Consider the following 26,286-nt stretch of genomic DNA (forward strand, 5'->3'; position numbering starts at 1 on the left):
TGTCGTTGGCGTTAGGGGGCGGGGCGAGTTCAGCGATCGGCTCTCGCGGCGAAGGGATTCTCGCGCAGCGACCTGCGCGCGGTTTCGGGCATGTGGTGCAGCGCGACGAGACCGATGACGCAGGCGATCATCATATAATAGGCGGGCATGAGCTGGTCGCCCGTCCAGTCGATCAGGGCGCTGCCGATCACCGGCGCGGTGCCCCCGAAAATCGAGGTCGAGACATTGTAGGCGATCGCGAAGCCCGCAAAGCGCACCGGGGTCGGAAACAGTGCCGGAAAGGTCGCCGAGATGGTGGCAAGCTGCGGCACATAGAGGAGGCCGAGCAGGACGAAGGCGACGGTCGCGCCCGCGAGGCCCGTGCCCATCAGCATATAGAGCGGCACGACCGCGACCAGCAGCCCGAACAGCGAGACGCGCCACATCGGCCGCCGTCCGACGCGGTCCGAGAGCGCACCGGCGAAAGGCAGGAACAGCATCATGAAGACCATGCCGACGATCGGCACGATCAGCGCCTGGTCGGGCGACAGGCCGATGCGACGCTGAAGATAGGTCGGCATGTAACTGAGCAGCGTATAGTTGACGACATTGAGCGCCACGACCAGCCCGCCGACGACGAGCAGCGGACGCCAATGATCGCGCATCAGCGCGCCGATCCGGGGCGAGCGGCGCGCTTCGGCGACCACGCATTCCTCGAGGAAGATCGGCGTGTCCTCCATCCGCGAGCGCAGATAGGTGCCGATCAGCCCCATCGGCGCGGCGATCAGGAAGGGGATGCGCCATCCCCAGTCGTGCATCGCCGCATCGCCGAGGGTCAGCGAGAAAAGGAGCATCAGCGCCGCGCCGAGCGAGAAGCCGGCAAGCGTCCCGAATTCGAGGAAGCTGCCGAAGAAGCCGCGGCGGTCGTCGGGCGCATATTCGGCCATGAAGGTGGCGGCGCCGCCATATTCGCCGCCGGTCGAAAAGCCCTGCACCATGCGCAGCAGGATCAGCAAGGTCGGCGCCCAGAAGCCGATATGGGCATAGGAGGGGATGAGTCCGACGCCGAAGGTCGCGCCCGCCATCAGCAATATGGTCAGCGCGAGCACCGATTTGCGCCCGATGCGGTCGCCGAGCGGCCCCCAGAACAGGCCGCCCAGCGGCCGGACCAGAAAGGAGATGGCGAAGGTCGCGAGCGCGAACAGCACCGCTTCGTCGGTATCGCCCGGAAACAGCGCCGCCGAGATATAGGTCACGCCATAGGCATAAATGCCATAGTCGAACCATTCGGTCGCATTGCCGAGCGCCGATGCGGCAATCGCGCGGCGCAACGTCGAAGGATCGGCGGGCGCGCAGGCCGGCGCGGTATCGGGGGGCAAAGCGGTTTGCGGGGTCATGTCGTCACCTGTTGCTGGGAATCGTCGGGGTCGCCAGCGGGGTCGAGCAGCGCCGCGGTCGGCGTCGTGCGCGGCAGAATCTGGAAATCCTGCTGCGCCTCGCCCGGCACCGCGTCGGTCGCCGCGAGGCGCCAGAGGCCAAAGCCGAGCATCGCGCCGGCCGCGAGCGCGATGAAGAGGAACAGGCCACCTGCGCCCGCGCGCGTCATCGCCGCCGCCGCGCCGATCGGGCCAAGCGCCGCGCCGGCGGAATAGAGAAGGACGAGCTGCCCGCTCGCGGTCACGCGCTCCGACGGCAGCAGCCGGTCGTTGGCGTGCGCGACGCTGAGCGGATAGAGCGCGAAGCTGAGCCCGCCGAAGGCGAAGCCAAGCGCGAGCAGCAGCGCGCCCGTGGGTTCCGTCGCAAGCGCGATGCTGACCCCGAGCGTCAGCGCGAAGCCGCTAACGATGACGTGGCGGCGGTCGTAGCGGTCGGACAGGTGGCCGAGCGGCCATTGCAGGGCCACCCCGCCGACGATCACCACCGTCATGAAGGTCGCGGTTTCCACAAGGCTGAGCCCAAGTCGCCGTGCGTAAATGGCGGCGAGGCCGTAAAAGGCGCCGAGCAGCAGCCCAGTGATCCCCGCTCCGGCGACACCGAGCGGCGAGGCGGCGAACAGGCGGCGCAGCGGCAGCGAGGCGGCCTCCGCGAATGCCGGCGCGGCGCTGCGCGTCAGGCAGACCGGAAGGATCGCGAGCGAGATGAGGATCGAGGCAAGCTCGAACGGCACGTGCGGCGCGGCGCCGCCGCCCGAGCGTAGCAGCAACTGGCCGATCGCCTGCCCCGAATAGAGGGCGATCATATAGGAGGCGAGGATCGTCCCGCGCGTGCCTGCCTCGGCACGGTCGCCCAGCCAGCTTTCGAGGCAGACGAATACCCCCGCGACGCAGACGCCATCGATCAGGCGCAGCGCGCCCCAGGGCACCGGGTGGCGGACCAGCGCATAGGTGAGGGTGCTGGCGGAGAGCAGCGCGACGAAGGCCGCGAAGGCCCGGATATGCCCGACCCGCCGCACCACCTTCCCGGCGTGCAGCGCGCCGATGACGAGGCCGACGAAATAGGCGGTCGCGACGAGGCCGATGACCATCGTGCCGCTGCCCGCGCGTTCGAGCCGAAGGCCGATCAGGGTCGATAGGAAGCCGCTGCCCGCCATCATCACGAAGATGGCGATCAGCAGGCTTTGGACCGGGCGGAGCGAGGCGAGCATAAGTGGCGGCGTCAGGCGGCGCGCCGGTCCTCCGCGGAGATCGCCCCGTCCTCGACCAGCGCCCCGTCCTCGACGAGCGCCTTGTGCAGCGCGCGCACCGCCACCTCGAAATCGCGCGGCGCGACGAGGAACTGCACGTCGACGTTGCGGATCTGGTGCTGCATCGCGATCATCGGCACACCGGCTTCGTCCAGCGCGCGCAGCGCATCGGGGACCAGGCCGGGGCGCGCGATGTCGCTGCCGATCACCGATACCATCGCGACCGGCTGCGCGGTGATCGATGCGTCGGGATAGCGGTCCTGCAACTCGGCGACAGCCGCGTTCACCGCGGCGGCGCTTGCCGAGAGATAATGGGTGATCGTGTTGGCGTTCGACGATTTGCTGACGATCCACAGTTTGTGGCGGGTCAGCGCATCGAGGATCGCGGCGTCATAGCCCTTCACCCCGACCATATCCTGTTCGAAGAATTGCAACGCCTGCATCTGCCGCAGGCCGGTGACGATCTCGACCCGCGGGACGTCGGAGACATAGTCGCCGGTGACGAGCGTTCCCGCATCCTCGCGATCGAACGTGTTGCGCACGCGCAGCGGAATGCCCGACTGGCGAAGGCCGCGCCCGGCGCCCGGGTGGATCGCCTCCATGCCCAGATTGGCGAGCTGGTCGGCGACGTCGTAATTGGTGCGGCCGATCTTTCGCGCCTTGCCTTCGCCGACCAGCTTGGGATCGGCGCTCGACAGGTGGAATTCCTTGTGGATGATCGCCTCGCGTGCGCCGGTCAGGACCGCGATGCGCGAGAAGGTCATTTCGGTATAGCCGCGCGCATAGCGCCGCACCATGCCGCCCTCGCAGCCGGCATAGCCGGTGACGACGGGCAGGGCGGTGGAAAGGTCGATGGCGGCGAACGCCTGTTCGATCCGCGCGTCGAGACTGCCGAGATCGTCCTGATTCCATAAGGTCAGGTCGACGAAGCGCGCGTTCACGTCGCGGTCGCGAAGCAGCAGGCTGGTGCTGTGTGCGCTATGCGCCTCGCCGATACCGGCCAGCAGTTCGCGCGCGGTCGTCAGCTGCTCCTTGACGCAGAAGCGGCCATGGCTGCGGAGCCGGGCGAGATCGTCGAGACAGGCGGCGACCGCCGCGATCCGCTGATCGACGAACGCATCGGCTTCGGCGCGGCTTTCGGGGCGCGCGAACATCGCCGCATTGCGTTCGTGCATGGCGCTGCGGACGATTTCGATCGCCTCGCGCCAACCGCCATCATCCTCCTGGGCGACGAAACGGCCGTAAACGCCGGGCGCGTCGCTCTTCTTGTTCTCGAGCAGCAGGTCGGTCATGCCGCCATAGGCCGAGACGACGAAGATGCGGTGATAGAGATTGGCGCCCGACCGCCCTGCGATCAGGACATTGTCGAACAAGGTCGCCGTCGCGGCCATCGAGGTGCCGCCGATCTTTTCGACGCTGTGACGCCCCGTCATGCCGGCACGCCTTCGAAAAGGACCCCGCGCTCGACCGTCAACGGCTCGGGGTCGCCGCGATGGGCGAGGAACCATGGCCGCGGCTTGTCCACCCCGAAGGGTTTTTCGAGGCGATTCCGGACCGCGTTATAGACGAGGAAGGCATTGGCGCGCGGAAAGGGCGTGATGTTGCCGTTCGATCCGTGCATCAGGTTGCAGTCGAACAGGATGACGGTGCCGGGCTTGCCGGTCGGCGCGACGATGCCGTGCCTGTGCGCGAGTTCGGCCAGGCTGTCCTCGTCGGGGACGCCATATTCCTGTTTCTTCAGCGAACGCAGATAATGATTGTCGGGCGTTTCGCCGACGCAGGTCAGATAGGTGCGGTGCGACCCCGGAAGGACCATCAGCGGCCCGTTGTGCGGCGTGTTCTCGGCCAGCAGGACCGACATCGACAGCGCGCGCATCCGCGGCATGCCGTCCTCGACATGCCAGGTCTCGAAATCGCTGTGCCAATAGAATTCGCGGCCCTTGAAGCCGGGTTTGTAGTTCAGGCGCGACTGATGGATATAGACCTCGTCGCCGAGCAGGAAGCGCGCGACGCCGGCGAGCCGGGAATCGGCCGCAAGCCGCGCCATGACCGGGCTCTGCCGGTGGATCTCGAAGACCGAACGTATCTCGTCGCTCTGCGGCTCGGTCACGATGGTATCGCTGTCGAGCGCTGCCGGATCGGCAAGCAGGCTGCCGGCGGCGCGCTGGAGGAAGGCAACCTCTTCGTCCGAAAAGATATTCTCCAGCAGCATATAGCCGTCGCGATCGAACGCGGCGGCCTGCCGCGCGGTGATCGGCGCGTCATTGCTCCAGTCGCTATGAACGACCGGATCGAGGCGCGGGCGCATCTCCGCTTCGGCCGCGCGGCGTGATGGGTAGAGGTCTTGCATCGGACGTCTCCCTTTCTCGTGTCAAATGGCTGTCAGTCGGCGGGCGCTGGCTCGCGCGCCGGATCGGGGTCGGCGGGATAGGCCCCGGTCTCGTCATGCACCTCCTTGCCGGTGACCGGCGGGTTGAAGGCGCAGGCGGTCAGGATATCGGTTTCGGGCCGCACGATGTGGCGGTCATGCGCATTGAGCGCATAGATCACGCCGGGTTCGAGCCGGTGGATTTCGCCCGTTCCCAGGTCTTCGATGGTTCCGGTCCCCTTGAGGATGAACACCGCTTCCAGATGATTCTGATAGTGCATCTTGAGCTCGGTGCCCGCGAACATGGTGGTGATGTGGAAGGAAAAGCCCATGCCGTCGTCCTTCAGCAGCATGCGGGCGCTGGCCCAGCCGTTCGAACGGACATTGCGGCCGGTCTTGCGGACGTCGGCCAGTTTGCGAACGATCATGTGAATATCTCCTGCTATTCGGCGGCGACGGCGTAATCGGCGGCCATCGCGTCGCGGATCCTGGTTTCGAGGATGTCGAGGCCGGCGGCGAGAATCGCATCGTCGATGACGAGCGGCGCCAACACCTTGATCACCTCGTCACGCGCGCCGCTGGTCTCGATGATCAGTCCGGCGTCGAAACAGGCGGTGGTCACGGCGGCGGCGAGTTCGCCCGACCCGACATTGACGCCGCGCATCATGCCGCGGCCGCGCACCTCGAAGCCGTGCTCGGCGGCGATCCGGGCGAGCCGTGCTTCGAGCAGGTCGCCGCGCCGGCGAATGTCGCGCTGGAAGGCATCGTCGCTCCAGAAATGCCGCAGCGCGGCCGTCGCGGTGACGAAGGCATGATTGTTGCCGCGGAAGGTGCCGTTGTGCTCCCCCGGCGACCATTGGTCGAGTTCGGGGCGAAGGAGCGTCAGGGCAAAAGGCAGGCCCATGCCCGACAGCGATTTCGCCAGCGTCACGATATCGGGCGTGAATCCCATCTCCTCGAAGCTGAAGAAGCGGCCTGTCCGTCCGCAGCCGGCCTGAATGTCGTCGACGATCAGCAGCGCGCCATGCGCCTTCGCGATCGCGGCGATCCGGCGCAGCCATGCGGGCGACGCGGCGTTGAGGCCGCCTTCGCCCTGCACGGTTTCGACCAGAATGGCGGCGGGCGCATCGAGGCCGCTCGACGGATCGGCGAGACGCTGTTCGAGCAGGTCGGCGGTATCGACGCCGGGGCCGTAATAGCCGTCATAAGGTTCGTGGGCGACATGGGCGAGCGGCACGCCCGCCCCGCCGCGTTTCGCGGCATTGCCCGTGCAGGCGAGGGCGCCCAGGGTCATGCCGTGAAAGCCGTTGGTGAAGGCGATCACCATCTCGCGCCCGGTGACCTTGCGTGCGAGCTTGATCGCCGCCTCGACCGCATTGGTGCCGGTCGGGCCGGTGAACATGACGCGATAGTCGAGCGCGCGCGGCTTCAGGATCAGCGTCTCGAAAGCGCTCAGGAAATCCCGCTTGGCATCGGTGTGGAGATCGAGCCCGTGGGCGATACCGTCGGCGTCGATATAATCGAGCAGCGCCTGCTTCAATATCGGGTGGTTGTGCCCATAGTTGAGCGTCGAACAACCCGACAGGAAATCGAGATAGCGGCCGCCCTGGTCGTCGTGCATCCATACGCCCTCGGCGCGGCCGAACTGACGCGGCATCGATCGGGCGTAGCTGCGCACCGCCGATTCGCGGCGGTCATAGATAGCCCTGTCCGGAATCGCGCCGGACGGTTCAGGTGTCATCATCATGGTTCATCCCCGTTTTTCGTGGATAGTCTTGCGATCGATCGGCCCGATGCGGGCCAGGAATTCGGTGGCGTGGGCACCGGCGAAATGGGTTTCGCGCTCGAAAAGAGCGCTGCGGCGGAGCGGGGCGTTCCAGTCACGCGCGAGACCGCGAAAGAGGCCCCACGAGGCCTGATTATCCTCGGTGATCGTCGTGAGGAGATGCGTCGCATCGCGCTGCGCCGGTCTCGCCAGCAGGGCGGAGATCATGCGGCTGGCGAGCTGCTTTCCGCGTCCTTCCGTCGCTACGGCGACCTGCCACACGAAAAAGGCCTCGGGCTCGGAGGGCGGGCGGTAGCCGGACACCCAGCCGACGATGCGGCCCGCCTTTTCGGCGACGATGCAATGATCGGCGAAATGCTCGCACTGCAGAAGGTTGCAATAGCGGCTGTTGCGATCGAGCGGCGGGCAGGCGGCGATCAACGCCGTTATGGCCGGCCCGTCGGCTGCAAGCGGTTTGCGAAATCGCACATCGTCCGCCGTGGCTGGCGGTTCATCCCGATCTTTCCCTGGAGGCAATGACTCTGCGTCTTTTTGCCGATCAAATATCTTTCATCTCCTGAAAAGATTTTCTGCTTGCCCGGAGCAAGCCGGGTCATGATTCGAAGGAAATATAAGGAATTTCGATGTTATCTCAACCCTCGGTCAATATTTATCTTTCATAATATGAAATATTATTCGATTCTCCCAAGCCAGAACGGCTTTGCACCGGGTGTGCGACGACGCTAACGAATATCCATGGAATCGGAGATAGCGAATGCGACGTTGAAGGCTCTGCGGCGCGTCTTGCGCGCTGCTGAAGGCGGCACCCGTCGCCTGGCCGCGACGACGGGGCTTACGCCTTCGCAATTGCTGGTGCTGCGCGAGATCGACGGCGGTGAAGACGTGACCCCGGGCGTCGTCGCCCAGCGCCTGCAATTCAGTCATGCGACGATCACGGCGATCGTGGATCGTCTCGTCGCTCTGCACCTCGTGACCCGCGCACGCAGCGATCGGGATAAACGGCGGATGCTGTTGGAGACGACTTCGGAAGGAAGGCGCCGCCTGGTGGAGGCGCCCGATATGCTGCAGGAAATATTCGGCGTCCGTTTCTCGGCGCTTCCTGCGTGGGAGCAGGCGATGATCCTGGCAGGCACGGAGCGATTGGCCGACATATTGGGTGCGGGGGATATGGATGCGGCGCCCTTGCTCGACGCGGGCGCAATAGATCGAACCTGACCCCGGACATTTAGCAGATGGCCAACGTCTTCTGCGGGCGGCTTCCACCGCGACATTTTATCCAGCTGGTGAATTAATGGGTCCCGACCCTAAGGAGCGTGTCGCCATTCATGGAGCGAGGCCGTTTCGGTCCAGAAAGTCGAAGAGCGCCGCATTGAACGCATCGGCGACTTCGGCGAAGGGATAGTGGCCGGCATTTTCAAATATTCGGACCTTGGCGCCGGGGATCAGCGCCGCCGTCTGTTCGACGAGATGCGGCTGCGCCACCGGGTCGTGACGTCCGCCGACACAGAGTACTGGCACTTCCAGTGCCTGGACGACCGGCACGCCTTCATAGCGCTGGATTGCGAGCATTGCCTGGATGAAGGTTTCGCTCGGCGTCTTGCCGGCAATGTCGAGCACCAGATCGACGGCCGGACCGCTCGATGTGGGCGCGAACATCGATTTGAGCAGCGGCATGGCCGCCTCGGCGAGTGTTCTGACCTGCCGCAGCGGCGGAATGCGCTTTTCGATGAAGTCGCGGGCGAAGTCTTCGCCGCCCTGCGCCAGCGCGGCGATCGAAGCGGAAATGACGACGGCATGAATCCGGTCCGGGATCAATTGCGCGACCTTCGGCCCGACGATGCCGCCCATCGAATGGCCGATGATGATATTCTTTTCGGTGCCGAGCTCGGCGATCAGATGCGTCGCGCTTTCCGCGACCATCTCGATGCTGTAATCGGCGGGCAGCGGCGACAGGCCATATCCCGGCGCGTCCCAGGCGACGACGCGATAGCCCCGACCGACCAGCGCTGAAATCTCATGAACCCAGTAATCCTTGGAACCATAGCCGCCGTGGAGCAGGAAGATGGTGATCGGACCATCGCCGATCTTCATATAGTCGGGCATGCGCATCATTCGGTCTCCTCGTTGTCGGAAGCGGGCTCGCGGGTGGCGAGCAGGAAGAACAGGCCGGCCACGGCGTAGAGGGCAAAGGCGATCGCGAAGGCGAGCTGGAGCCCAGTGAAGGACGCGGCGCGGCACGCGGCGTCGGCGATCGGGGCGCCGTGCCCCTCCGCCCCGGCGGCGCAGCGGGCGAAGCCCGCGCCCAGGGAGCGGGCGGCGAAATGGTCGCTTGCCCAGCCGATCAGCAGCGGGCCGAGCCCCAGCCCGATCAGGTTCATCGCCAACAGCAGCACCGCCGCGGCGCGGGCGCGCATCCGCGCGGGAAAGCCGTTCTGCACCGCTCCCAGCGCCGGACCGATGTGCAGGTCGCGCAGGATGGTCGCCGCGACGACCAGCATCGCGACCGTGGGTAGCGAGGCGGAATAGACGGCGGCGATATAAAGCGGCGCGGCGGCCAACATCCCGAATCCCGGCACGATCAGGCGGTCGCGCCCGGTCCTCGCCGCTATCCGGTCGGTCACGACTCCGCCCAGACTGGTTCCCGCGAAAGACGCGAGGCCATAGATCACCCCATAGCCGAGCGCGGCCTGAAACAGGTTGAGGTCGGTGCCGCGCAACAGGAAGGGGATAGCGAACACGACCATGCCGAAGCCGACGAAGCCGCTGATCGTGTTGGCGATCAGGATATAGCGCAGCCGCCGGGTGCCCCAGAAATGTCCAACGACCGCGGCGAGCGACGGCGCTTGCCGTTCCGGCGCGGCGCGCCCGGGGTCCGCGATCGTCAGGCGGATGAGCAGTGCCAGCAGGATGCCGGGAAGGCCGACGATCATGAACGCCGCGCGCCAGCCAAAATGATGCGCGATCCAGCCCCCTGCGACCGCGCCGAACAGCGCGCCGAGCGGGATGCCCAGCGAATAGATGCCATAGGCCGTGGCGCGACGTTCGGGTGGGAAATAGTCGGCGATCAGCGAATGGGCGGGCGGCGTGCAGCCTGCTTCGCCGACCCCTACGCCGACCCGCGCCAGGAAAAGCTGCGCAAAATTCTGCGCAAGTCCGCATAAGGCGGTCATCGCCGACCAGACGGCGATCGCGACCGAGATGATCGTCACACGGTCGCGGGTTTCGGCAAGCCGGGCGATCGGGATGCCGAGCGTGCAATAGAAGATCGAAAAAGCCAGTCCACTCATCAGCCCGACCTGGGCATCGCTGAGTTCCAACTCGGTCTTGATCGGTTCGGCGAGCGAGCCGATGATCGTTCGGTCGATGAAATTCAGCATGTAGGCGGCCATCAGCATCAGCAGCACGAAGCGGGCGCTCGGCCTGCGGCGCTGCGGCGCGGTTGCCCAGGGCCGGACGGTCATGCCGGGGCTCCTTCGGAGGCGGGGATGATGCCGTCTTCGATCGCGGCGGCAATGCGCTCGGCGGCGATACCGAAGTCGGCCAGAACCGCCGGGCCATGTTCGCCGATCGCCGGGGCATGGGCGAGCATGCCGACCTCCTGCCCCGGCACCTGGACGCGCGGCGTGTCGCCCAGCCCGGGCTGGGGATCGCGGCATATCCGCGAAAGCGCCTGAAAATGCGGATCGTCGAGCAGGTCGCGAAGGCTGTTGACCTTTGCCCCGACGATGCCCGCGCGGGCGAAATCCGCATCCCACGCCTCCGCCTCGCGCTCGGCGAGCGCGGCGATGATCGCCGCTTCGCAGGCGGCCCGATGCCCGGCGCGCGCGGCGCGTGTGGTAAAGCGCGCATCGGCGGACCATTCGGGATGGCCGAGCGTCTGGGCGAGCAGGGCGAATTCACGGTCGTCCTTGATGGCGAGGGCGACGAGTCCTTCCGCGGCGGGGAAAATCCCGGTTGGAACGCCCGCCGAACCGCCGGTCGCCGGCGGCAGCATCGCTGCTTCGGCCAGTTTGGGCGCCAGAAAGGCCGCGGCCGCCTCCAGCAGGCTGATGTCGATGCGCCGCCCCGTGCCGAAGCGGAAGCGCGCGAGCAGCGCGGTCGTCGCCGCCTGCGCGGCATAGAGGCCGGTGAGCACATCGACTGGAATATAGTCCATCAGCACCGGCGCGCCCTGTGCGTCGCGCGTCATGTCGAGCCAGCCGGCCTGCGCCTGGATCACCGTGTCGAGCGCCGGCCGGCCGGCGTGCGGACCGCGCGCGCCAAAGCCCGAGATCGCAAGATAGACGATATCCGGCCGGTCGCCGCGCAGCCTGTCATAACCCAGGCCGAGCCGATCCATGACGCCGGGGCGAAAGCTTTCGACGACGATGTCGCATTGTCGCGCCACATCGCGCGCCAGGGCTAGTCCGGCGGGTTGCTTAAGATCGATCGCGAGCGATTTCTTGCCGCGGTTGAAGGTCAGGAAGGGCAGGCCGACCGTCCCCGCCTTGCGCCCGATCATCCGTCCCCAGTCGCCCTGCAGCGGTTCGACCTTGATCACCTCGGCTCCCGCCAGGGCGAGGAGATGGGCGGCATAGGGGCCGGCGACCCCGGCGCTGGCGTCGAAGACGCGGATTCCTTCCAGCGCCATTTTCGTCCCCATGCCTATCTCCCTTTTTGCAAAATCGGCTTGCCTTGACGATCTTTTTAATTGATCAATCAATAATGTCGAGAGCAAAAGGAAACACCATGGCCGTAAATCCATCCGAAACGCTTGTCGCGACGCTGAAACTGCCCGTTTGCGCCGCGCCGATGTTTCTCGTCTCAGGCCCCGAACTGGTGCTTGCCGCCTGCCGCGCGGGCGTACTCGGCGCCTTTCCTACCCCCAATGCGCGTAGCATCGACGATCTGGCGAACTGGTTGGAGCGTATCGGCGCGGGCGTTGCGGCGATCGAGGCGGAGACGGGGCGCGCGCCGCCATGGGCCGCCAACCTCGTCACCCATTCGACCAATGCCCGCCTGCCGGATGATCTGGCGCTGATCGCGCACCATCGGCCGCCGGTGGTCATCACCGCGCTCGGCAGCCCCAAGCGCGCGCTCGATACGGTACATGGCTATGGTGGGCTGGTGCTCGCCGACGTCACGTCGCTGGCGCTGGCGCGAAAGGCGATCGCCGCGGGGGTCGATGGCCTGGTCTGCGTCTGCGCGGGCGCCGGCGGCCACACGGGCAGCCTGTCGCCCTTTGCCTTCATTTCCGCCGTGCGCGCCGAGTTCGACGGGTTGATCGTCGCGGGCGGCGGCATCGCCGACGGATGGGGCGTCGCGGGCGCGATCGCGGCGGGTGCGGACATCGCCTATGTCGGCACCCGCTTCATCCCGGCGTTCGAGAGCGGGGCCGACCCTCTGCATAAAGGCTATGTGATTTCCGAAGCGATCGACGGGCTGATCGTCAGCGACGCGATCAGCGGCGCGCCGGCATCGTGGATCAAGGCCAGCCTTCGGGCCGCAGGCATCGACCCCGACGCCCTGAAGCCCGGAAGCACCGCGAAGGACTATGACTCGGCAAAGGGAGGCGAAAAGAAACGATGGAAGGAAATCTTCGCCGCCGGACAGGGCATCGGGCGGTCGCGCGTCGAACAGTCGGTGGACGAGGTCGTCGCGGAACTCGACGCCGAATATCGCCAGGCGCGTGATCGCTTCGCCGGCCTGGGCAAGGCGTGGGAGGCGCCGGCGCTCGTTGCGGATGCCGAGGTCGATCTGGGCGCCGCAGCCATCTCGCCATGACCGATGCGGTGCGACGGCGTTCGCGTCCCGCGAGGCTGCCCCGGATCAGTTGTCGAGCATCCAGTGCGACAGCAGGTCGGCCATCGCCCGCGGCCGCTCCATCGGCAGCAGGTGGCCCGCACCGGCGACGACATGGGTGCGTGCGCTGCCGACCAGTTCCTCCATCCGCGCGCGCGGCGTCAGCGGGTCGGCTTCGCCCGCCATCAAGATGAGCGGGCCGTCGAAACTCGCCAGCCGGTCTGTGCGGTCGGGGCGCGCCATCGCCGCAGCGCTATGGGCGATGAAGCGGCCGGCGCCATAATCCGCCACCATCGCCGCGCGGCGGGCCATCAGATCGGCGTTCGCAATACTGTCGGGGTGAAAGGCGGCGGTGGCGTTCGCCTGCACCATCGCTTCATATCCGCCGCTGCGCGCGGTCGCGATCGCCCGTTCGCGGTTGTCGCGCCCCGCATCGCCGTCCGCACCCGGCAGCGATCCGGCCAGCGCGAGGCCGGCAATGCGGTCTGGCGCGCGTGCCAGCATCGCCAGCGCGACATAGCCGCCGAAGGAGAAGCCGCAGAGGTGGAAGCGTCCGGGCAGGCCCGCGAGCAGATGATCCGCCAGCGCGTCGACCCGGTCGAGCGCCGGCAGCGTCGGCGCGCGCGCGTCGATGCGCGGATCGATCGCTGCGACGACATCCGCGAAGACCGCGCCCGTATTGTTGAGGCCGGGCAGGAGGAGGAGCGGCCGGGTCATGCGGCCGGGCGCTCTCCAGCCAGCCGATCGGCCTCGACCCAGCAGGCGTGCGTGCCGACCGACAGGCGTTCGGGAAGGATCACCGTCGCGATCGGCCCCTTGTCGATCTGCTTTGCATCGAAGACCAGCAGTTCCGACCGGTCGGCATCCATGTCGGCGACCATCGACAGCAGATAACCGTCGTCCTCGTCGACCGCGCCCTCGCGGCGGGCCATCTGCGGCTCGCTGCCGAACCGGCCCGGACCATATTCGAACCGCTGCTGCGCCCCGGTTTCGAGGTCGTATTTCTTGAGTCCGCCGAACAGCCAATGGCCCGGAACATACAGGACATTATAGCTGTAGCGATAGCGCGCCGCGGCATAATCGTTGCTGACTACCGGGAACTCGCTGACCTCGTCGTCGATATATTGCTCGCGTGTCTGGCCGGTCTTCAGATTGAAGCGCCAGCGGTGCATCAGCGTCTTGTTGTTATGCTTGTCGAGGTTCGCGCGGATACGTTCATAAACTGCTTCGCGTCCGCCCTGATGCTCGCCCACAGGGATCATCTTGTAATCAGGCATGATGCAGCCATCCATCACCACCTCGTCACCGTCCTCATAGCAATTGGAGAGATGCAAGATGTAGCAACTCGATCCTTCGAACCAGCGAATGTCGGTTCCCTTGCCGAAGCGCGGGATGATACCGAAACGCGCCGGCAGGTCGCGGTTGAACTGCAGCTTGTGCTCGCCGCGTTTGAGGCCCTCGGGCTCGAAGAACAGGGGCAGGTCATGCAGGATCGAATAGTTGGCGGTGATCCCCATGTCGTGGGGCCAGCGCGCGCCGGGCAGTTCGATCGGCGTGAAGTTAACCAGCCGGTTGTTCCGGTCGATCACCCCGTAATTCATATAGGGGGGATGTTCGGGGAAGTTGAAGAACATCATGTCGCCGGTGGCCGTATCGACCTTGAAATGCGGGCCAACGCCGTCGCGGACGAGGCGCGACCAGTCGGGATCGGCGCCCAGCGTTTCCAGCGTCTCGGGGTCGAGGCGCCATGCCTCGCTGCCCTGGCCCATGCAGGCGAGCAGCTTGCCGTTGTGCGCGATCACGTCGGTGCCGGCATTATCCTTCATCGCTCCGATCGCCCCCCACCCGCGGCGCGACGCCTTCGCCGGCTCGAGCAGGCCCGGCCAGAGCGAGCGGCCCGCCGCCTGCTCGGCAAGGAAGCCGGTCGTCTGCACGAACCGGTTGCGAAAGCGGGCGCGTCCGTCGTCGAACTGCACAGATGCCAGCATGCCGTCGCCATCGAAGGGGTGATAAAGCCCAAGCGGCTCATGCACCTGATTATGTGCATTGCGAATGAAAACGCCGTTCAGGTCGCGCGGAATCTCCCCGACGACCTTCAGGTCGCCGTAATCGGATGTCCATTGCCGCGACGTGGGGCGGAAGGGGCCTTTCAGGAACGGATTGTCGTTGTCGGGCGCGACGGTCAGCGTGACGTCGTCATTATGGTGCAGCATCGCCTTTTCCCTTTATGCTCTTCTCTCGACTGGCCGCTACTATCCGTGCATAGAAGGCAAGAGTCAAGATCGTTGATCAATCAAATAAATGGGATGTGATGCCATGCCGAAGCAAAGTGGAAAAAAAGGCGAAGAAAAGGGGCTGCGCTCGCTCGACCTGCCCGAACCGCGCGATTTCATCCCGCGGCTGATCCGCGCGCACAACAATCTGATCAATGCCTTTGAAAAGCTCTGCGGCATCCACATGGCGCGCTGGCGCCTGCTCTTCAATCTCGCCCGGCGGGGCAGTTCGTCGCAGAACGACCTGTCGCGGTCGACGACGATGGCTCCCGCCGCGGTTACGCGGATTCTGGCGGATATGGAACGTCAGCAGCTCATCCGCCGCAAACCGTCGGCGCAGGACAGCCGCCAGATGATCGTCGAACTGACTCCGGCGGGCGAGCAACTGGTGATGGAAACGGCGGTGAAGCGCGAACAGTTTCTGCAACAGGCGCTGGCCGGATTCAGCGATGCCGAAATCATCCTGCTCGAACGGCTTCTCGGCGATCTGGAAACCAATCTCGGCGCGGCGCGATAGGCATTTCGGTTCGCGGGAATTGACAGGGTTTCCTCTCCATATTATTGATTGATCAATGATAGGTCGGTCGAATCGGCAACAGCCGGGATAAATGGGGAGGTTTCGTTCATGCGCAGCAAGTTTTTGTTCACCTTGGGGGCAAGTGTCTGTGCCCTGTCGGCTGCATCCGCCAACGCCGAGGACGGGGCAGCGACGGCTGCCGCCGACCCCGCGCCTGCTGCCGCCGATACCGATGCGGGCGATGCGATCGTCGTGACCGCCCGGCGCCGCGAAGAAAATGCGCAGGACGTTCCCGTCGCGGTGACGGCGTTGTCGGGTGGCGCCTTGCAGGCTCGCGGCATCGTGCGTAGCGACGATCTTCAGTTCGCGGTGCCGGCGCTGCGCATCTCGCCACAGATCAGTCCCGCCACCCCCAGCTTCGTGATCCGGGGGCAGGGGCGCGGCCTGTTCCAGGGCGCGCTGCCCGCCGTCGTCACCTATTTCGCCGACGTTCCATTGCCCCAGGATGGGAGCATCGTGTCGCTTTACGATCTTCAGTCGGTGCAGGTGCTGAAGGGGCCGCAGGGCACGCTGTTCGGCCGCAACACGACCGGCGGGGCGATCCTGCTGACGCCGACCCGGCCCAAAACGACCCAAGCGGAAGGCTATGTCGAGGCGAGCATCGGCAATTATGACGCGCGATCGCTGACGCTGGCGGCCAATGTTCCGTTGATCACCGACAAGCTGGCGGTGCGCGTCGTCAACGACTTCGTCCGGCGGGACGGCTTCGTCAAGGATATCGGCGGCGGGCCGGCGCTGGGCAGCAAGCACAGCGATTCGGCGCGTCTGTCGGTTCTCGCGACCCCGACCGAAACATTCGAAAATCTGCTGATCGTCGATATCTCGCGGACCGACGAGACGGGCCCCGCGATCGTTCCGACCGGCGTTTTCACCGATGCCGCGGGCAATCCCGAGGGCAGGGCGGCGGCGGCCGGCAACTATCCCTTCTTCTTCGGCGGAACGCTGGCGAACGATGTGCGCCTGCAACTGGAGCGCGTTCGGGCGCTTGGCGGCATTCTGGCGGCCGATCCGGGCGTGCAGGGCAGCTATCGCGCCCGAAGCTGGGGGGTCGTCAACACGACGAGGCTCGACCTTGGCGACATCACGCTCAAGAATATCTTCGGCTATCGCAATGCCAAGGTCTTCAACCAGTTCGACGTCGACGGGCTGCCCGCCAGCATCAACGACCGCATTAACGGCTATGGCGCCTTTCCACAGGTCGCGGTGGACGCCGTCACCAACGAGTTCCAGATTCTGGGCGGTCTCTTGGACAAGCAGCTCGAATTCGTCGTCGGGGCTTTCTATCTCAATGAGGGGCCGACGGGCGAATCGGGCAGCCAGGCGCTGCAATTCTTTCATGCCGGATCACCGGCGCCGGTCGTTCAAAACGCCTATATCCGCGACAAGAGCAAGGCGCTGTTCGCGCAGGCAACCTGGCATTTCCGAGGCGCGCTGGAGGGGTTGAACCTGACCGGAGGCTATCGCCACACATGGGACAACCGCAGCTTCTGTGCCATTCAGCAAACGCAGTCGGTGGGTCCCGATCAATGCGCCGGGATCGAACGCAAGACTCGCTTCAACGCGCCGGGATATACGCTGTCGCTGGATTATCATGTCGCCGATCGCGTTCTGCTCTATGCCGCGCATCGTCGTGGTTTCCGTGGCGGCGGCGTCAATACCAACGTCCCCGCCAACCTGATTCAGGGAAGCTATGCGCCCGAAACCGTCACCGACTATGAAGGCGGGATCAAGTCCGACTGGCGCGTCGGCGGCATGACCGGTCGCTTCAACTTTTCCTATTTCCGGGCGAACATCTCCGATTTCCAGGCCTCCGCCGTGGCCGCGCTGCCGCTGCCCGGCGGCGGGACGCTGAACTCGTCGATCGTCGCTAACGCGGCCAAGGCACACACCGAAGGTTTCGAGGCCGAGTTGGCGATAACCCCCGTCCGCGGCCTGACCTTCACCGCCAACTATGAACGTTTCAAGGGGCGGTTCGACAAATTCGACGGACCGCCGGGCTTCCCGGCGGGCGATCTGCTCAGCTACCAGTTCAATACGCCGAAATACACGCTCAATCTCAATGGTCGTTACGACATCGATTTGCCGGCGGGATTGGGGGATCGGATCGGCCTGTCGGTGAATCTCTATCGCCGGTCGCGGACCTTGATTTCGACGACTCAAGGGCTTCCCAACCAGTATAACATGGAACCCGCATTCAACGTGGTCGACCTCCGCGCGGAATGGAAGCGTGTTGCCGATACGCCGGTCGATGCTGCGCTGTTCGTGAAGAACGTCGGCGATACGCGCTATCGTGTCGGGATGTCGAACAGTGCTTCGGTCTTTTCGCTGGCGACATCCTTCTACGGCGACCCTCGCACCTATGGTCTACAACTGCGCTATTCGTTCTGAATGCTTTTTGACGGGCTGGACCGGGCGTCCCATTCGTTCGAGTTGCGGATTGTCATAAACCGCGGCGAAGGCAAATTCTGGATGGCTTCGCCGATTCCATTTAACCACGAAGTTTACTCGGTTATCTTGCTCGTCTGGTGAGTGTCAGCTTTCAACATTTTGGGCTCGGAAGCCGCCTGTCCGCTTCCGGCCACGAGCGACCACGTCACCGCCTGTGGAGCATGGCGTCGACTTTAGGTTGAGCCCAGTCTATTCCGCACGGCTTCGGCCTGCGCCATGATATTCTTGACCAGTTCGGCGCAGGTCGGGATGTCGTGGATCAGCGCCTGGCTCTGGCCGCTTGTCCAGATGCCGCCGTCGACGTCGCCGTCGCGCAGCACATTTTCGCGCCCGCGGACGCCCGCCATCAGGTGACGGACATCGTCGAAGGTCTTGGTCGGATCACGCTGGATCGCCGCGACCTCGTCCGACACCGCGTTCTTCGCAACGCGCGCGGTGTTGCGCAAGCTGCGGCCCACGAGGACGGTGTCGAGTTCGCTCGCATCGACGATGCGCTGCTTCACATTCTGGTGGATTGTCGCTTCGACGGTGGCGCAGAAGCGCGTGCCCATATTGACCGCATCGGCGCCGAGCGCGAGCGCGGCGACCAAGCTGCGCCCATCGGCCATGCCACCCGACGCAATGATCGGCACATCGGGAAGCGCATCGACCGTCGCGGGCAGCAGCACGACGAGCCCGACATCGTCCTCGCCGGGGTGACCCGCGCATTCGAAGCCGTCGATGCTGATCATGTCGACGCCCTTCTTCACCGCCGACACCGAGTGGCGCACCGAGGTGCATTTGTGGATGACGGTGACGTCGGCTTCCTTGAAGCGCGGCAGATGATCGGTCGGCGCACGGCCCGCGGTCTCGACGATCTTGATCCCGCTGGCGATGATCGCCTCGCGATATTCGTCATAGGGGATAGGGTTGATCGATGGCAGCAGGGTGAGGTTCACGCCAAAGGGCTTGTCGGTCAGCTTGCGCGTCGCCTCGATCTCGTCGAACAGCGCTTGGCCGGTCGGATACATATGCGCGGTGATGAAGCCGAGCGCCCCCGCATTGGCGACCGCGGCGACCAGCGGACCATAGCCCACGCCGGTCATCCCGCCCATGATGATCGGGGTATCGATGCCGAACTTCTCGGTAATGCGCGTCTTTATGGCCATTGCCGCTATTTCCCTTCTTCATTCTGTACTGTACCGGAACGCAGCTTCGCGCCATTTGCGATTAAGCCGATGCGGGTTTCGCTTTGCCCATGAGAGACAGCAGATAGGCTCCCCCAATGTGGCCGTTTCGCGCCGGCAACATATCGAACTGACGCATCATCTCTGTAATCTCATATTGCGCCATGTAATCGGACAACCGCCCGTCGCGAAAGCCGAGAAAGATGTCGCAGCCGTAGGTCGTTGCCTTGGTACCCTTGCCCGAGGCGGGCGGCGCGGTGGCCGTCTGTTCGAACAGGTAGAGCGCGCGCCCGGCATCGGGCGCGCTGAAGAACTGCACTTCGCGGAAATGCACGTCGGGCATAACTGCCCAGATCTTGTCGACATAGGCGCGCATCGCGTCATGGCCGTGGATGATCTCTGGCCAGAATATCGTGTCGTTCCAGCGGATGTCGGGGTGGATCAGCGCCATGACCTCATCGGTGTCGTGCGAATTCCAAGCGGCTTCCCAGCGGCTACCGAAATCGCGGAAAAATTCGGCGGTGACGATGTCGGCGGTGGGCAATCCGACATAGGTCTGGCCGATCGCATCGGCGGTGTCGTGTGCAGGCATAGGCTCTTCTCCGTGGCGGTCAGGGGGCGATCGGCGCCGGCCGTGGCTGTTTGAACAAGGCGGTGGCCCGGGCGATCCGACCGGGCGATCCCACGACCGATCCGGTCACAAACATCAGGCTGCGCGTCGTGTGCTCGAGCGTAACGCGGCTTTCGATCCAGTCGCCCTGCGGCGCGCCCTGAAGAAAGTCGATGCTGAGATTGATCGTCGGGCCGCCCCAGTCGTGACCGCAAATCTCGATCGCACAGACGCCGAGCGCGATATCGAGAAAGGTCGACAGCAGGCCGCCATGGCAGAAGCCGAGGCGGTTGCACTGGTGCGCCTGCACCTCCATCCCGAAGCGGACCGGCTCTTCGGCGTTGCCCGTATAGAGCATCTGCATGCCGCCGACATGCTCGCAAAAGGGATCGCTGAAATTCAGCGGACTCCAATCGCCGGCTGTTCGCTGTCGCATCATCCGGACTCCACCAGATTGCTGGCGGCTTGCCGGAACGACATCACGGCAGCGTCAGGGCGGTCCGCATAGAGGCGCTCGACGTCGGCGGTGCGCCTTTCGCGCACTACGCGCTGCGCCACATTGCCCTTTACGGTCACCTCGCCGGTTTCGAACGACGCCGGCTCATCGAGGATCAGCGCCGCGCCGATCCGACGCGCAGCGCCGCTCTGGGCCGCGTTGAACGCCGTGATTGCCTGTTCGATCCGCGCGCGCAGTTTGGGCGCCTTGTCCGGTGTGCGGAGCCAGAGCAAGGCCGACGGATATGGCCGGTTGAGACCGCAAATGACCGCATCGGATACATGCTCGCCGCATGCCGCCAACAGCGCCAGCCGCAGCGCCTCAACGGTAACATAGGTGCCGGAATCAAGCTTGAAATCTTCCGAAAGGCGGCCCGCGAAGACGAGCCCGGCGCGCGGGTCGTCGGGGGCGGCGAAGCGGACGGCGTCGCCGGTATGGAAATATCCTTCGTCGTCGAACAGCGACGCCGAGGCTTCGGGCGCGCCGACGTAGCCGCTTCGTGGCATCATCGTCGGTCCCTTGACCCGCATCTCGTATCGCCCATCGAACGGAACGAGCTTGAGGTCGGTGGCGGGCAGGGGAAGCCCGATCACGTCGGTCCCGCCTTCGGTCCAGTATTTCAGCGTCCCGAACAGATATTCGGTCGCGCCATAGAAGGAGAAGATCGGCACAGCCTTGCCGCGCGCGGTGATCGACAGCGCGACCAGCCGGTCGCGGACATCTTCGGCGAGCACCGCACCGCCGAAGCCGAGGAATTTGAGGCGCGAGAAGAAATGGCGGCTGAGCTCGGCATCGACCTCGAGCGCTTGGCACAGCATCGTGTAGCCCAGCGGTACGGTAATGAAATAGGATGGCGCGACGTCGCGCAGATTTTCGAGCGTCTTTGCAAACAGCCCGGGGGTCGGCTTGCCGTCGTCGATCCACACTGTGCCCCCGGCGGCGATCGTGTTGTTGAAGTTGAAGTTGCCCGCCATGATGTGGCTGAACGGCATAGCTTCGAGGATCTGCGGCGGATCGTCGCCGAAGTCGAGCAGGCCGAGGGCCCGGTTCTGCGCGATGGTGATGTTGAGATTGGCGTGCGGCTGTGGTGTCGCCTTCGGCGACCCGGTCGATCCTGATGTGTAGATGATCCGCGCGATATCGCCGGGGAGGATCGCCTCCATCCGCTCGGTCACGTCATGACGGGGCGGTGTTGCAATAACCTCGGCCCAGGATGTGATGGCGAGCCCGTCGACCGTGCCCGATACCGCGACGATCGTTACCCCGAGTGGTGCGAGCGCGCGCAGTGCTGCGGCATAGCGCGCTGCATCGTCGACGACGACGACCTTCGCGCCGACTACCGAGACGCATTGGCGGAGCTGGGCATGATCTTTCGACATCAGCGAATAGGCGACGCTGACGGGCGCGATCGCTGCGCCGCTGCGCTGGACGCCAATGGCGGCGATGCCATGCTCGATCGACGGTTCGGACAGGAAGGAGACGACGTCGCCGACGCCAATCCCCTGGTCGATCAGCCATTGCGCCAGACCATCGGCGGCGCGGCGTGCCTCACCATAAGATATGCTTCGCCATGCGCTGCTCGCTTCGCGCTGGCGCATGAAGGGTGCGTCGGGCGCGCGCTCGGCCTGTTCGTCGAAGACGTGCGCGAGCGATTTGGGGACCGGGCCGAGCGGCAGGCCGGAACGCAGGATGATGCTGCCGTCGTCGCGGCGGTCGAGCGTCACGCTGGGGGCAGGGGGACTCGCAAACTCCATTCAGGCCATCCTGTACATTGTCCGCGGATCGCCAAGCGCGGCGCCCAGCGAATCGGCGGTCGTTTCCGGCAGATCGAATTCGGAACCGAATGGCGCCGCTGTCATCCGGTCGCCTGCCGATCGCTGCCAGCGCATCTGCGCGCCCCAGCCGCCGCCGCACTCGACGATCTCGCCGGTCCGCGTCGATCCAGGGTCGAGCAGTGCCATCAGAAAGGGCGAAATCTGTTCGGGACGCAAGCAATGCTTCATACGGTCGGAAAAGACGCCGTCGGTCATTTCGGTCAGCGCCATCGGGGCGATGGCGTTGGCGCGGATGCCGAGCCGTTCCCCTTCGATGGCCAGCGTCTTCATCAGGCCAATGATACCGCTTTTCGCCGCCGCATAATTGGCCTGCCCGAAGGCGCCGTGCATCCCCGCACCTGAAGTGGTGAACACGATCGAGCCGCGCCCTTGTGTCGTCATCGGTTCCCATACCGCCTTGGCGCAGGCGAAGCTGCCGCCGAGATGGACGTCGATCACCTCCGACCATTCCTCTGCCGTCATCTTTGCGAAGCTGCGGTCGCGGACCACGCCCGCGTTGATCACCAGCCCGTCGATCGAACCATATTCGGCGAGCGCGGCTTCGACGAAGGGTGCGGGATCGCGGATGTCGCACCGGATCGCGATCGCAATGCCTCCCTCCCGCCGGATCGTTTCGGCAGCGGTTGCGACGTCTTCGCCGCGTCCGGTCAGGACAAGCCGTGCGCCGGCGCGGGCGAGGTCAGCGGCATATTGCCGCCCGAGCCCGCGGCTTGCGCCGACGATCACGACGACCGATCCTTCGAGACCGGCGGAGGCGAAGGAAGGAGAGCCCGTCATCGGTCGCGTATCAGCGTGTTCCCGATCCGACCTTGGCGCGTGCGGCCAGCATGCGGTCCGAAATTTCCGGATTCCAGTGGACGTCGCGATACTGGACGTGGCCGTAGACATAGGCCGCCATCGGATCCATCGCCCAGCTACGGCGCAGCATTTCGGTTGTGCGTACGACGGTCGGCACGGTCGTCGAGGCGATCTCGCCGGCCATCGCTTGCGCCGTCGCGAGCAGTTTGCCTTCGGGCGCGATCTCGTCGATCAGGCCGATGCGCAGCGCTTCCTGCGCATCGATACGACGCCCGGTGAGCACGAGCAGCTTCGCCTGGCTCTGCCCGACGATGCGCTGCAGCGGATCGACGAAGGGGGTCAGGCCGAAGCGGATCTGCGGAAAGCCGAATTTGGCGTTGGGGCTCGAAATGCGGATGTCGCAGAAGACCGCGATGTCGCAGCCGCCGCCGAAGGTCGGCCCCGCGACCGCGGCGATCGTCGGCTTGGGATATTCGAGCAGTTCGAGATAGCCGTAATAGGTCGCATCATACCAGCGCAGCCGCTCATCTTCGCTTTTCCAGTTCATGGTGTCGAGATCGAGCCCGGCGGAGAAATATTCCTCGGTTCCGGTGATGACGACCGCCGCGACGCTGTCGTCACGCCGCCATTGCTGGAGCGTTTCGACGAGGTCTTCGAACAATTCGGTGCTGAGTGCATTCTTCTTGTCGGGGCGGTCGAGGAAGATGGTGGCGACGCCGCCCTTTACCTCGCTGCGCATCGTGCCGTGCTTTGCCATATATTCACTCCTGGGTTTCGGGATTTCGGATCAGAGATTTCGGGCGATGAGCAATTTCATCACCTCGCTCGCGCCGCCGTAGATGCGGTGGATGCGGCTATCGCGGAACATGCGCGCGATCGGATATTCGAGCATATAACCATAGCCGCCGAAGAGCTGGAGGCAGCCGTCGACGATCTTCGTCAGCTCCTCCGATGCCCAATATTTGGCCATCGAGGCGAGCTCGGCGGTGAGTTCGCCGCGCACGAGCAGGTCAGTGCAATGATCGACGAAGACGCGGCAGACAACCGCCTGCGTCTTGTATTCGGCGAGCTTGAACTGGGTGTTCTGGAAATCGGCGAGCGTCTGGCCGAACATCGGGCGTTCGCGCGTGTAGCGGATCGTCTCGTCGAGCGCGCGCTCGATCATTGCCATCGCCTGCCAGGCGATGATCAGCCGTTCCTGCGGCAGTTTTTCCATGAGCTGCGGCAGCCCGCGGCCCACGGTGCCGCCGAGCAGCGCACCGTCGGGAACGAACAGATCGTCGAAGAAGAGCTCGGACGTGTCCTGTCCCTCCTGACCGACTTTGTCGAGATTGCGCCCGCGGCGGAAACCCTGCGGATCGCCGCGGGCATCGACGATGAACAGCGAGATCGACCGGCTGCCCCCCGCAGGATCGGTCTTGGCCGCGACAAGGATGACATCGGCGATCTGGCCGTTCGAGATGAAGGTCTTTTGCCCGCTGAGGCGCCAGCCGCCGTCGCATTTGCGCGCGGTCATCTTCATGCCCTGCAGGTCCGACCCGGCGGCCGGCTCGGTCATCGCGATCGCGGTGAGGCATTCCCCCGAGCAGAATTTCGGCAGCCAGCGGCGCTTCTGCACCTCAGTGCCGAAGCTGGAGAAATAGGGGAGGATCACCGCGTTGTGCAGGCTGATTGTCAGCGCGTCGGCGCCGCGATGCCCGATCGCCTTGGTGATGATCGCTTCGAACCGGAAATCGGCACCCGCGCCGCCATAGGCTTCGCCAACCGAGATGCCGAGCAGGCCAGCTTCGGCTGCCGCGGTCCATGTGGCGCGGTCGACGCATTTGGCGTCGCGCCACCGGTCGATCGCCTCGGGCGCGGCGTGCGCGGCAAGGAAGCCGTCGACCGAACGCGCGAACTGCTCGCACTCCTCGGCTACGAAAATGTCGGAGGCGACGACGTCGAGGGTCATGGCTTTCCGGCGCGTTCGATTGCAACCGGGTCACCGGACTTCAACCGGTTGAAGCCGCGTGAAATGCGCTCGCGGAAGATGCCGCGCTGGAGCAGGTCGTGCGTGACCGTCAGCTCATATTGCAGCGCACCGAGATGATCCATGTTCGAGGCGCGCAGCGCGACGCCTTTGAAGATCTTGGCCAGTTCGGGGCCCATTTCGGCAATCTGCTTTGCGAGCGTCAGCGACCGCGACCGAAGTTCACCGACCGGCGTCACTTCGCTGACGAGGCCGATCCGCAGAGCTTCCTGCGCGTCAATCGGGTCGCCGGTATAATAGAGGCGGCGGGCATGCTGCTTGCCGACGCGCGACATGATGCCGTGATAAAAGCCGTTCATCGCATATTTGACCTGCGTCGATCCGAAGAGCGCGTTTTCCGACGCGACGGTGATGTCGCACATATTGGCGACATCCATGCCGTAACCGGGGGCGACCCCCGCGACCGCCGCGACCGACGGTTTGCCGAAATCATAGATCGCCTTCATCAGCGCGAGCGCGAGGTCGTTGAAGCGGCGGCGGTCGTCGTCGCCCGCCGTATTGAGGATGTCGACGCGCCAGCCGGCGCAGAAATAGTCCTCGTTGCCGATGAATAGCACGCACGACACGGCGTCATCGTCTTCCCAGGCGCGCAGCGCGGCGATGATGTCCTCGTGCAATTCCCAGCCGAGCGCGTTGCGCACCTCGGGGTGGTCGAGCTGAAGAATGCCGACGCCGTCCTCGACGCTGGTGTTCAGATAACGGAAGTCGGTCATCGCTAATCCTATTATTACCTACTGGTCGGTAACATTGTCATATGCGCGGCGACAGGGGCTGTCAACTCGCGGCGGGAAAGGCCGCGAGGCGTGCGGGATCGCGATGTCCGGGATCAGGTCAGGGCTTGCCGATGCCGTCGAGAATCATCGCGACGAACTGGTCGGATACCGCGCCCGGCGCGATCTGCAGTGCGCCCGACTGCCAGTGCGTCATCCAGTTGACCATGCCGAAGATGCCGAAGGAAATGATGCGCGCGTCGTCGAAGGCGAGTGATCCGTCCTTGCGCCCGACCTCGAGCCGGTCGAGCAGGTCGCGGTTCAGCATCCGCTTGTAGTTGCGTGACTTGGCCTTGCCGGCATCGCTCATCACACGCTCGTCGGCGACGATCATCGACAGGACATTATCCTGCAACAGGTCGACATAGCATTCGATGAAGATGCGGACGCGTTCGCGGCCGGGCAGGCGGATATCGTCGCGATCGGCTATTTTTTGCTGGAACAGGATGTAGCCGCGCGCGATGCATTCGAGCAGGATTTCCTCCTTGCTCGCGAAATGATAATAGAGGCTGGGCTTGGTGATCGACAGGCCTGCGGCGATGTCGTCGAGGCTGGTGCGATCATAGCCGCGCTCGCGGAACATCGTCGAAGCGATCGCCATGATCACCTCCTTGTTGACGCTGCCGCGCTTGCGACCTGGCCTTGCCGCCGCGGCGGGGCCTGTTCGTGTTTGGGCGGGCGTCGCCG

At 65.0% G+C, this 26,286-nt stretch carries 25 protein-coding genes; 4 read left to right on the forward strand and 21 right to left on the reverse strand.

Annotation, left to right across the window (positions count from 1 at the left end):
* Positions 1–29: 29 nt before the first annotated feature.
* Genes OJI97_RS14775 through ectA form a run of 7 tightly spaced genes read right to left on the reverse strand, consistent with a single transcriptional unit; the run spans position 30 to position 7,284 of the window.
* On the reverse strand, positions 30–1,376 hold the full coding sequence (locus tag OJI97_RS14775) for an MFS transporter (protein ID WP_297664698.1): 1,347 nt from the start codon (positions 1,374–1,376) through the stop codon (positions 30–32).
* Positions 1,373–2,623, reverse strand: coding sequence for an MFS transporter (locus tag OJI97_RS14780; protein ID WP_297664700.1), 1,251 nt, complete (start codon positions 2,621–2,623; stop codon positions 1,373–1,375). The genes OJI97_RS14775 and OJI97_RS14780 overlap by 4 nt, the downstream gene beginning before the upstream one ends.
* A gap of 11 nt (positions 2,624–2,634) precedes the next feature.
* On the reverse strand, positions 2,635–4,095 hold the full coding sequence (locus OJI97_RS14785) for an aspartate kinase (RefSeq protein WP_297664702.1): 1,461 nt from the start codon (positions 4,093–4,095) through the stop codon (positions 2,635–2,637).
* Positions 4,092–5,012, reverse strand: coding sequence for an ectoine hydroxylase (gene thpD / locus OJI97_RS14790; RefSeq protein WP_297664704.1), 921 nt, complete (start codon positions 5,010–5,012; stop codon positions 4,092–4,094). Before thpD ends, OJI97_RS14785 begins: the two co-directional genes overlap by 4 nt.
* Before the next feature lie 32 nt (positions 5,013–5,044).
* Positions 5,045–5,458, reverse strand: coding sequence for an ectoine synthase (locus OJI97_RS14795; protein ID WP_297664706.1), 414 nt, complete (start codon positions 5,456–5,458; stop codon positions 5,045–5,047).
* A 14-nt stretch (positions 5,459–5,472) separates the two neighbouring features.
* On the reverse strand, positions 5,473–6,777 hold the full coding sequence (gene ectB / locus OJI97_RS14800; protein ID WP_297664708.1) for a diaminobutyrate--2-oxoglutarate transaminase: 1,305 nt from the start codon (positions 6,775–6,777) through the stop codon (positions 5,473–5,475).
* Between the two features lie 3 nt (positions 6,778–6,780).
* Positions 6,781–7,284 carry a diaminobutyrate acetyltransferase gene (ectA, locus tag OJI97_RS14805; RefSeq protein ID WP_297664710.1) on the reverse strand — a complete coding sequence of 168 codons (504 nt, stop codon included), beginning with the start codon at positions 7,282–7,284 and terminating at the stop codon, positions 6,781–6,783.
* 267 nt (positions 7,285–7,551) lie between these two features.
* On the opposite strand from ectA, the gene OJI97_RS14810 reads away from it, so the two are divergent.
* On the forward strand, positions 7,552–8,031 hold the full coding sequence (locus tag OJI97_RS14810) for a helix-turn-helix domain-containing protein (protein ID WP_297664712.1): 480 nt from the start codon (positions 7,552–7,554) through the stop codon (positions 8,029–8,031).
* Positions 8,032–8,139: 108 nt separating this feature from the next.
* Here the strand turns inward: OJI97_RS14810 and OJI97_RS14815 are convergent, their stop codons facing one another.
* Genes OJI97_RS14815 through OJI97_RS14825 form a run of 3 tightly spaced genes read right to left on the reverse strand, consistent with a single transcriptional unit; the run spans position 8,140 to position 11,458 of the window.
* A complete protein-coding gene (locus OJI97_RS14815; RefSeq protein WP_297664714.1) occupies positions 8,140–8,928 on the reverse strand; it encodes an alpha/beta fold hydrolase in 789 nt (262 codons plus the stop codon).
* Positions 8,925–10,277 carry an MFS transporter gene (locus OJI97_RS14820; RefSeq protein ID WP_297664715.1) on the reverse strand — a complete coding sequence of 451 codons (1,353 nt, stop codon included), beginning with the start codon at positions 10,275–10,277 and terminating at the stop codon, positions 8,925–8,927. Before OJI97_RS14820 ends, OJI97_RS14815 begins: the two co-directional genes overlap by 4 nt.
* Positions 10,274–11,458, reverse strand: a complete 1,185-nt coding sequence (locus tag OJI97_RS14825) for a CaiB/BaiF CoA-transferase family protein (RefSeq protein ID WP_297664716.1) — start codon at positions 11,456–11,458, stop codon at positions 10,274–10,276. Before OJI97_RS14825 ends, OJI97_RS14820 begins: the two co-directional genes overlap by 4 nt.
* An 86-nt stretch (positions 11,459–11,544) precedes the next feature.
* Here OJI97_RS14825 and OJI97_RS14830 point away from each other — a divergent pair, with 86 nt between their 5' ends.
* The gene (locus OJI97_RS14830; protein ID WP_297664717.1) at positions 11,545–12,579 is read left to right on the forward strand and encodes a nitronate monooxygenase; all 1,035 of its coding nucleotides are present in this window, start codon (positions 11,545–11,547) and stop codon (positions 12,577–12,579) included.
* Between the two features lie 45 nt (positions 12,580–12,624).
* Here the strand turns inward: OJI97_RS14830 and OJI97_RS14835 are convergent, their stop codons facing one another.
* The gene (locus tag OJI97_RS14835; RefSeq protein ID WP_297664718.1) at positions 12,625–13,314 is read right to left on the reverse strand and encodes an alpha/beta fold hydrolase; all 690 of its coding nucleotides are present in this window, start codon (positions 13,312–13,314) and stop codon (positions 12,625–12,627) included.
* Positions 13,311–14,810 carry a carotenoid oxygenase family protein gene (locus OJI97_RS14840; RefSeq protein WP_297664719.1) on the reverse strand — a complete coding sequence of 500 codons (1,500 nt, stop codon included), beginning with the start codon at positions 14,808–14,810 and terminating at the stop codon, positions 13,311–13,313. Before OJI97_RS14840 ends, OJI97_RS14835 begins: the two co-directional genes overlap by 4 nt.
* A gap of 103 nt (positions 14,811–14,913) precedes the next feature.
* Here OJI97_RS14840 and OJI97_RS14845 point away from each other — a divergent pair, with 103 nt between their 5' ends.
* Both OJI97_RS14845 and OJI97_RS14850 read left to right on the forward strand, forming a co-directional pair.
* Positions 14,914–15,387: a MarR family winged helix-turn-helix transcriptional regulator gene (locus OJI97_RS14845; RefSeq protein ID WP_297664721.1), complete on the forward strand. Its 474-nt coding sequence runs from the start codon at positions 14,914–14,916 to the stop codon at positions 15,385–15,387.
* Between the two features lie 108 nt (positions 15,388–15,495).
* Positions 15,496–17,835 (forward strand): TonB-dependent receptor, encoded by a 2,340-nt coding sequence (locus tag OJI97_RS14850; protein ID WP_297664723.1) that lies wholly within the window; start codon positions 15,496–15,498, stop codon positions 17,833–17,835.
* A gap of 233 nt (positions 17,836–18,068) precedes the next feature.
* Here the strand turns inward: OJI97_RS14850 and OJI97_RS14855 are convergent, their stop codons facing one another.
* The 9 genes from OJI97_RS14855 to OJI97_RS14895 all read right to left on the reverse strand — a co-directional run bounded on the left by OJI97_RS14855 (position 18,069) and on the right by OJI97_RS14895 (position 26,200).
* Positions 18,069–19,043: a nitronate monooxygenase family protein gene (locus OJI97_RS14855; RefSeq protein ID WP_297664725.1), complete on the reverse strand. Its 975-nt coding sequence runs from the start codon at positions 19,041–19,043 to the stop codon at positions 18,069–18,071.
* Between the two features lie 61 nt (positions 19,044–19,104).
* Entirely contained in the window at positions 19,105–19,653 is a 549-nt protein-coding gene (locus tag OJI97_RS14860) for a nuclear transport factor 2 family protein (RefSeq protein WP_297664727.1), read from the reverse strand.
* Positions 19,654–19,672: 19 nt separating this feature from the next.
* Positions 19,673–20,107 (reverse strand): PaaI family thioesterase, encoded by a 435-nt coding sequence (locus OJI97_RS14865; protein ID WP_297664729.1) that lies wholly within the window; start codon positions 20,105–20,107, stop codon positions 19,673–19,675.
* Positions 20,107–21,921, reverse strand: coding sequence for an AMP-binding protein (locus OJI97_RS14870; protein WP_297664731.1), 1,815 nt, complete (start codon positions 21,919–21,921; stop codon positions 20,107–20,109). Before OJI97_RS14870 ends, OJI97_RS14865 begins: the two co-directional genes overlap by 1 nt.
* Positions 21,922–22,779: an SDR family NAD(P)-dependent oxidoreductase gene (locus OJI97_RS14875; protein WP_297664733.1), complete on the reverse strand. Its 858-nt coding sequence runs from the start codon at positions 22,777–22,779 to the stop codon at positions 21,922–21,924.
* A gap of 10 nt (positions 22,780–22,789) precedes the next feature.
* A complete protein-coding gene (locus OJI97_RS14880) occupies positions 22,790–23,557 on the reverse strand; it encodes an enoyl-CoA hydratase/isomerase family protein (RefSeq protein WP_297664735.1) in 768 nt (255 codons plus the stop codon).
* 30 nt (positions 23,558–23,587) lie between these two features.
* Positions 23,588–24,751 (reverse strand): acyl-CoA dehydrogenase family protein, encoded by a 1,164-nt coding sequence (locus OJI97_RS14885; protein WP_297664738.1) that lies wholly within the window; start codon positions 24,749–24,751, stop codon positions 23,588–23,590.
* Entirely contained in the window at positions 24,748–25,542 is a 795-nt protein-coding gene (locus OJI97_RS14890; protein WP_297664740.1) for an enoyl-CoA hydratase/isomerase family protein, read from the reverse strand. The genes OJI97_RS14885 and OJI97_RS14890 overlap by 4 nt, the downstream gene beginning before the upstream one ends.
* A gap of 118 nt (positions 25,543–25,660) precedes the next feature.
* Entirely contained in the window at positions 25,661–26,200 is a 540-nt protein-coding gene (locus OJI97_RS14895; RefSeq protein WP_297664742.1) for a TetR/AcrR family transcriptional regulator, read from the reverse strand.
* Positions 26,201–26,286: the final 86 nt, after the last annotated feature.

Source organism: Sphingopyxis sp., assembly GCF_025869345.1.
Classification (GTDB): domain Bacteria; phylum Pseudomonadota; class Alphaproteobacteria; order Sphingomonadales; family Sphingomonadaceae; genus Sphingopyxis.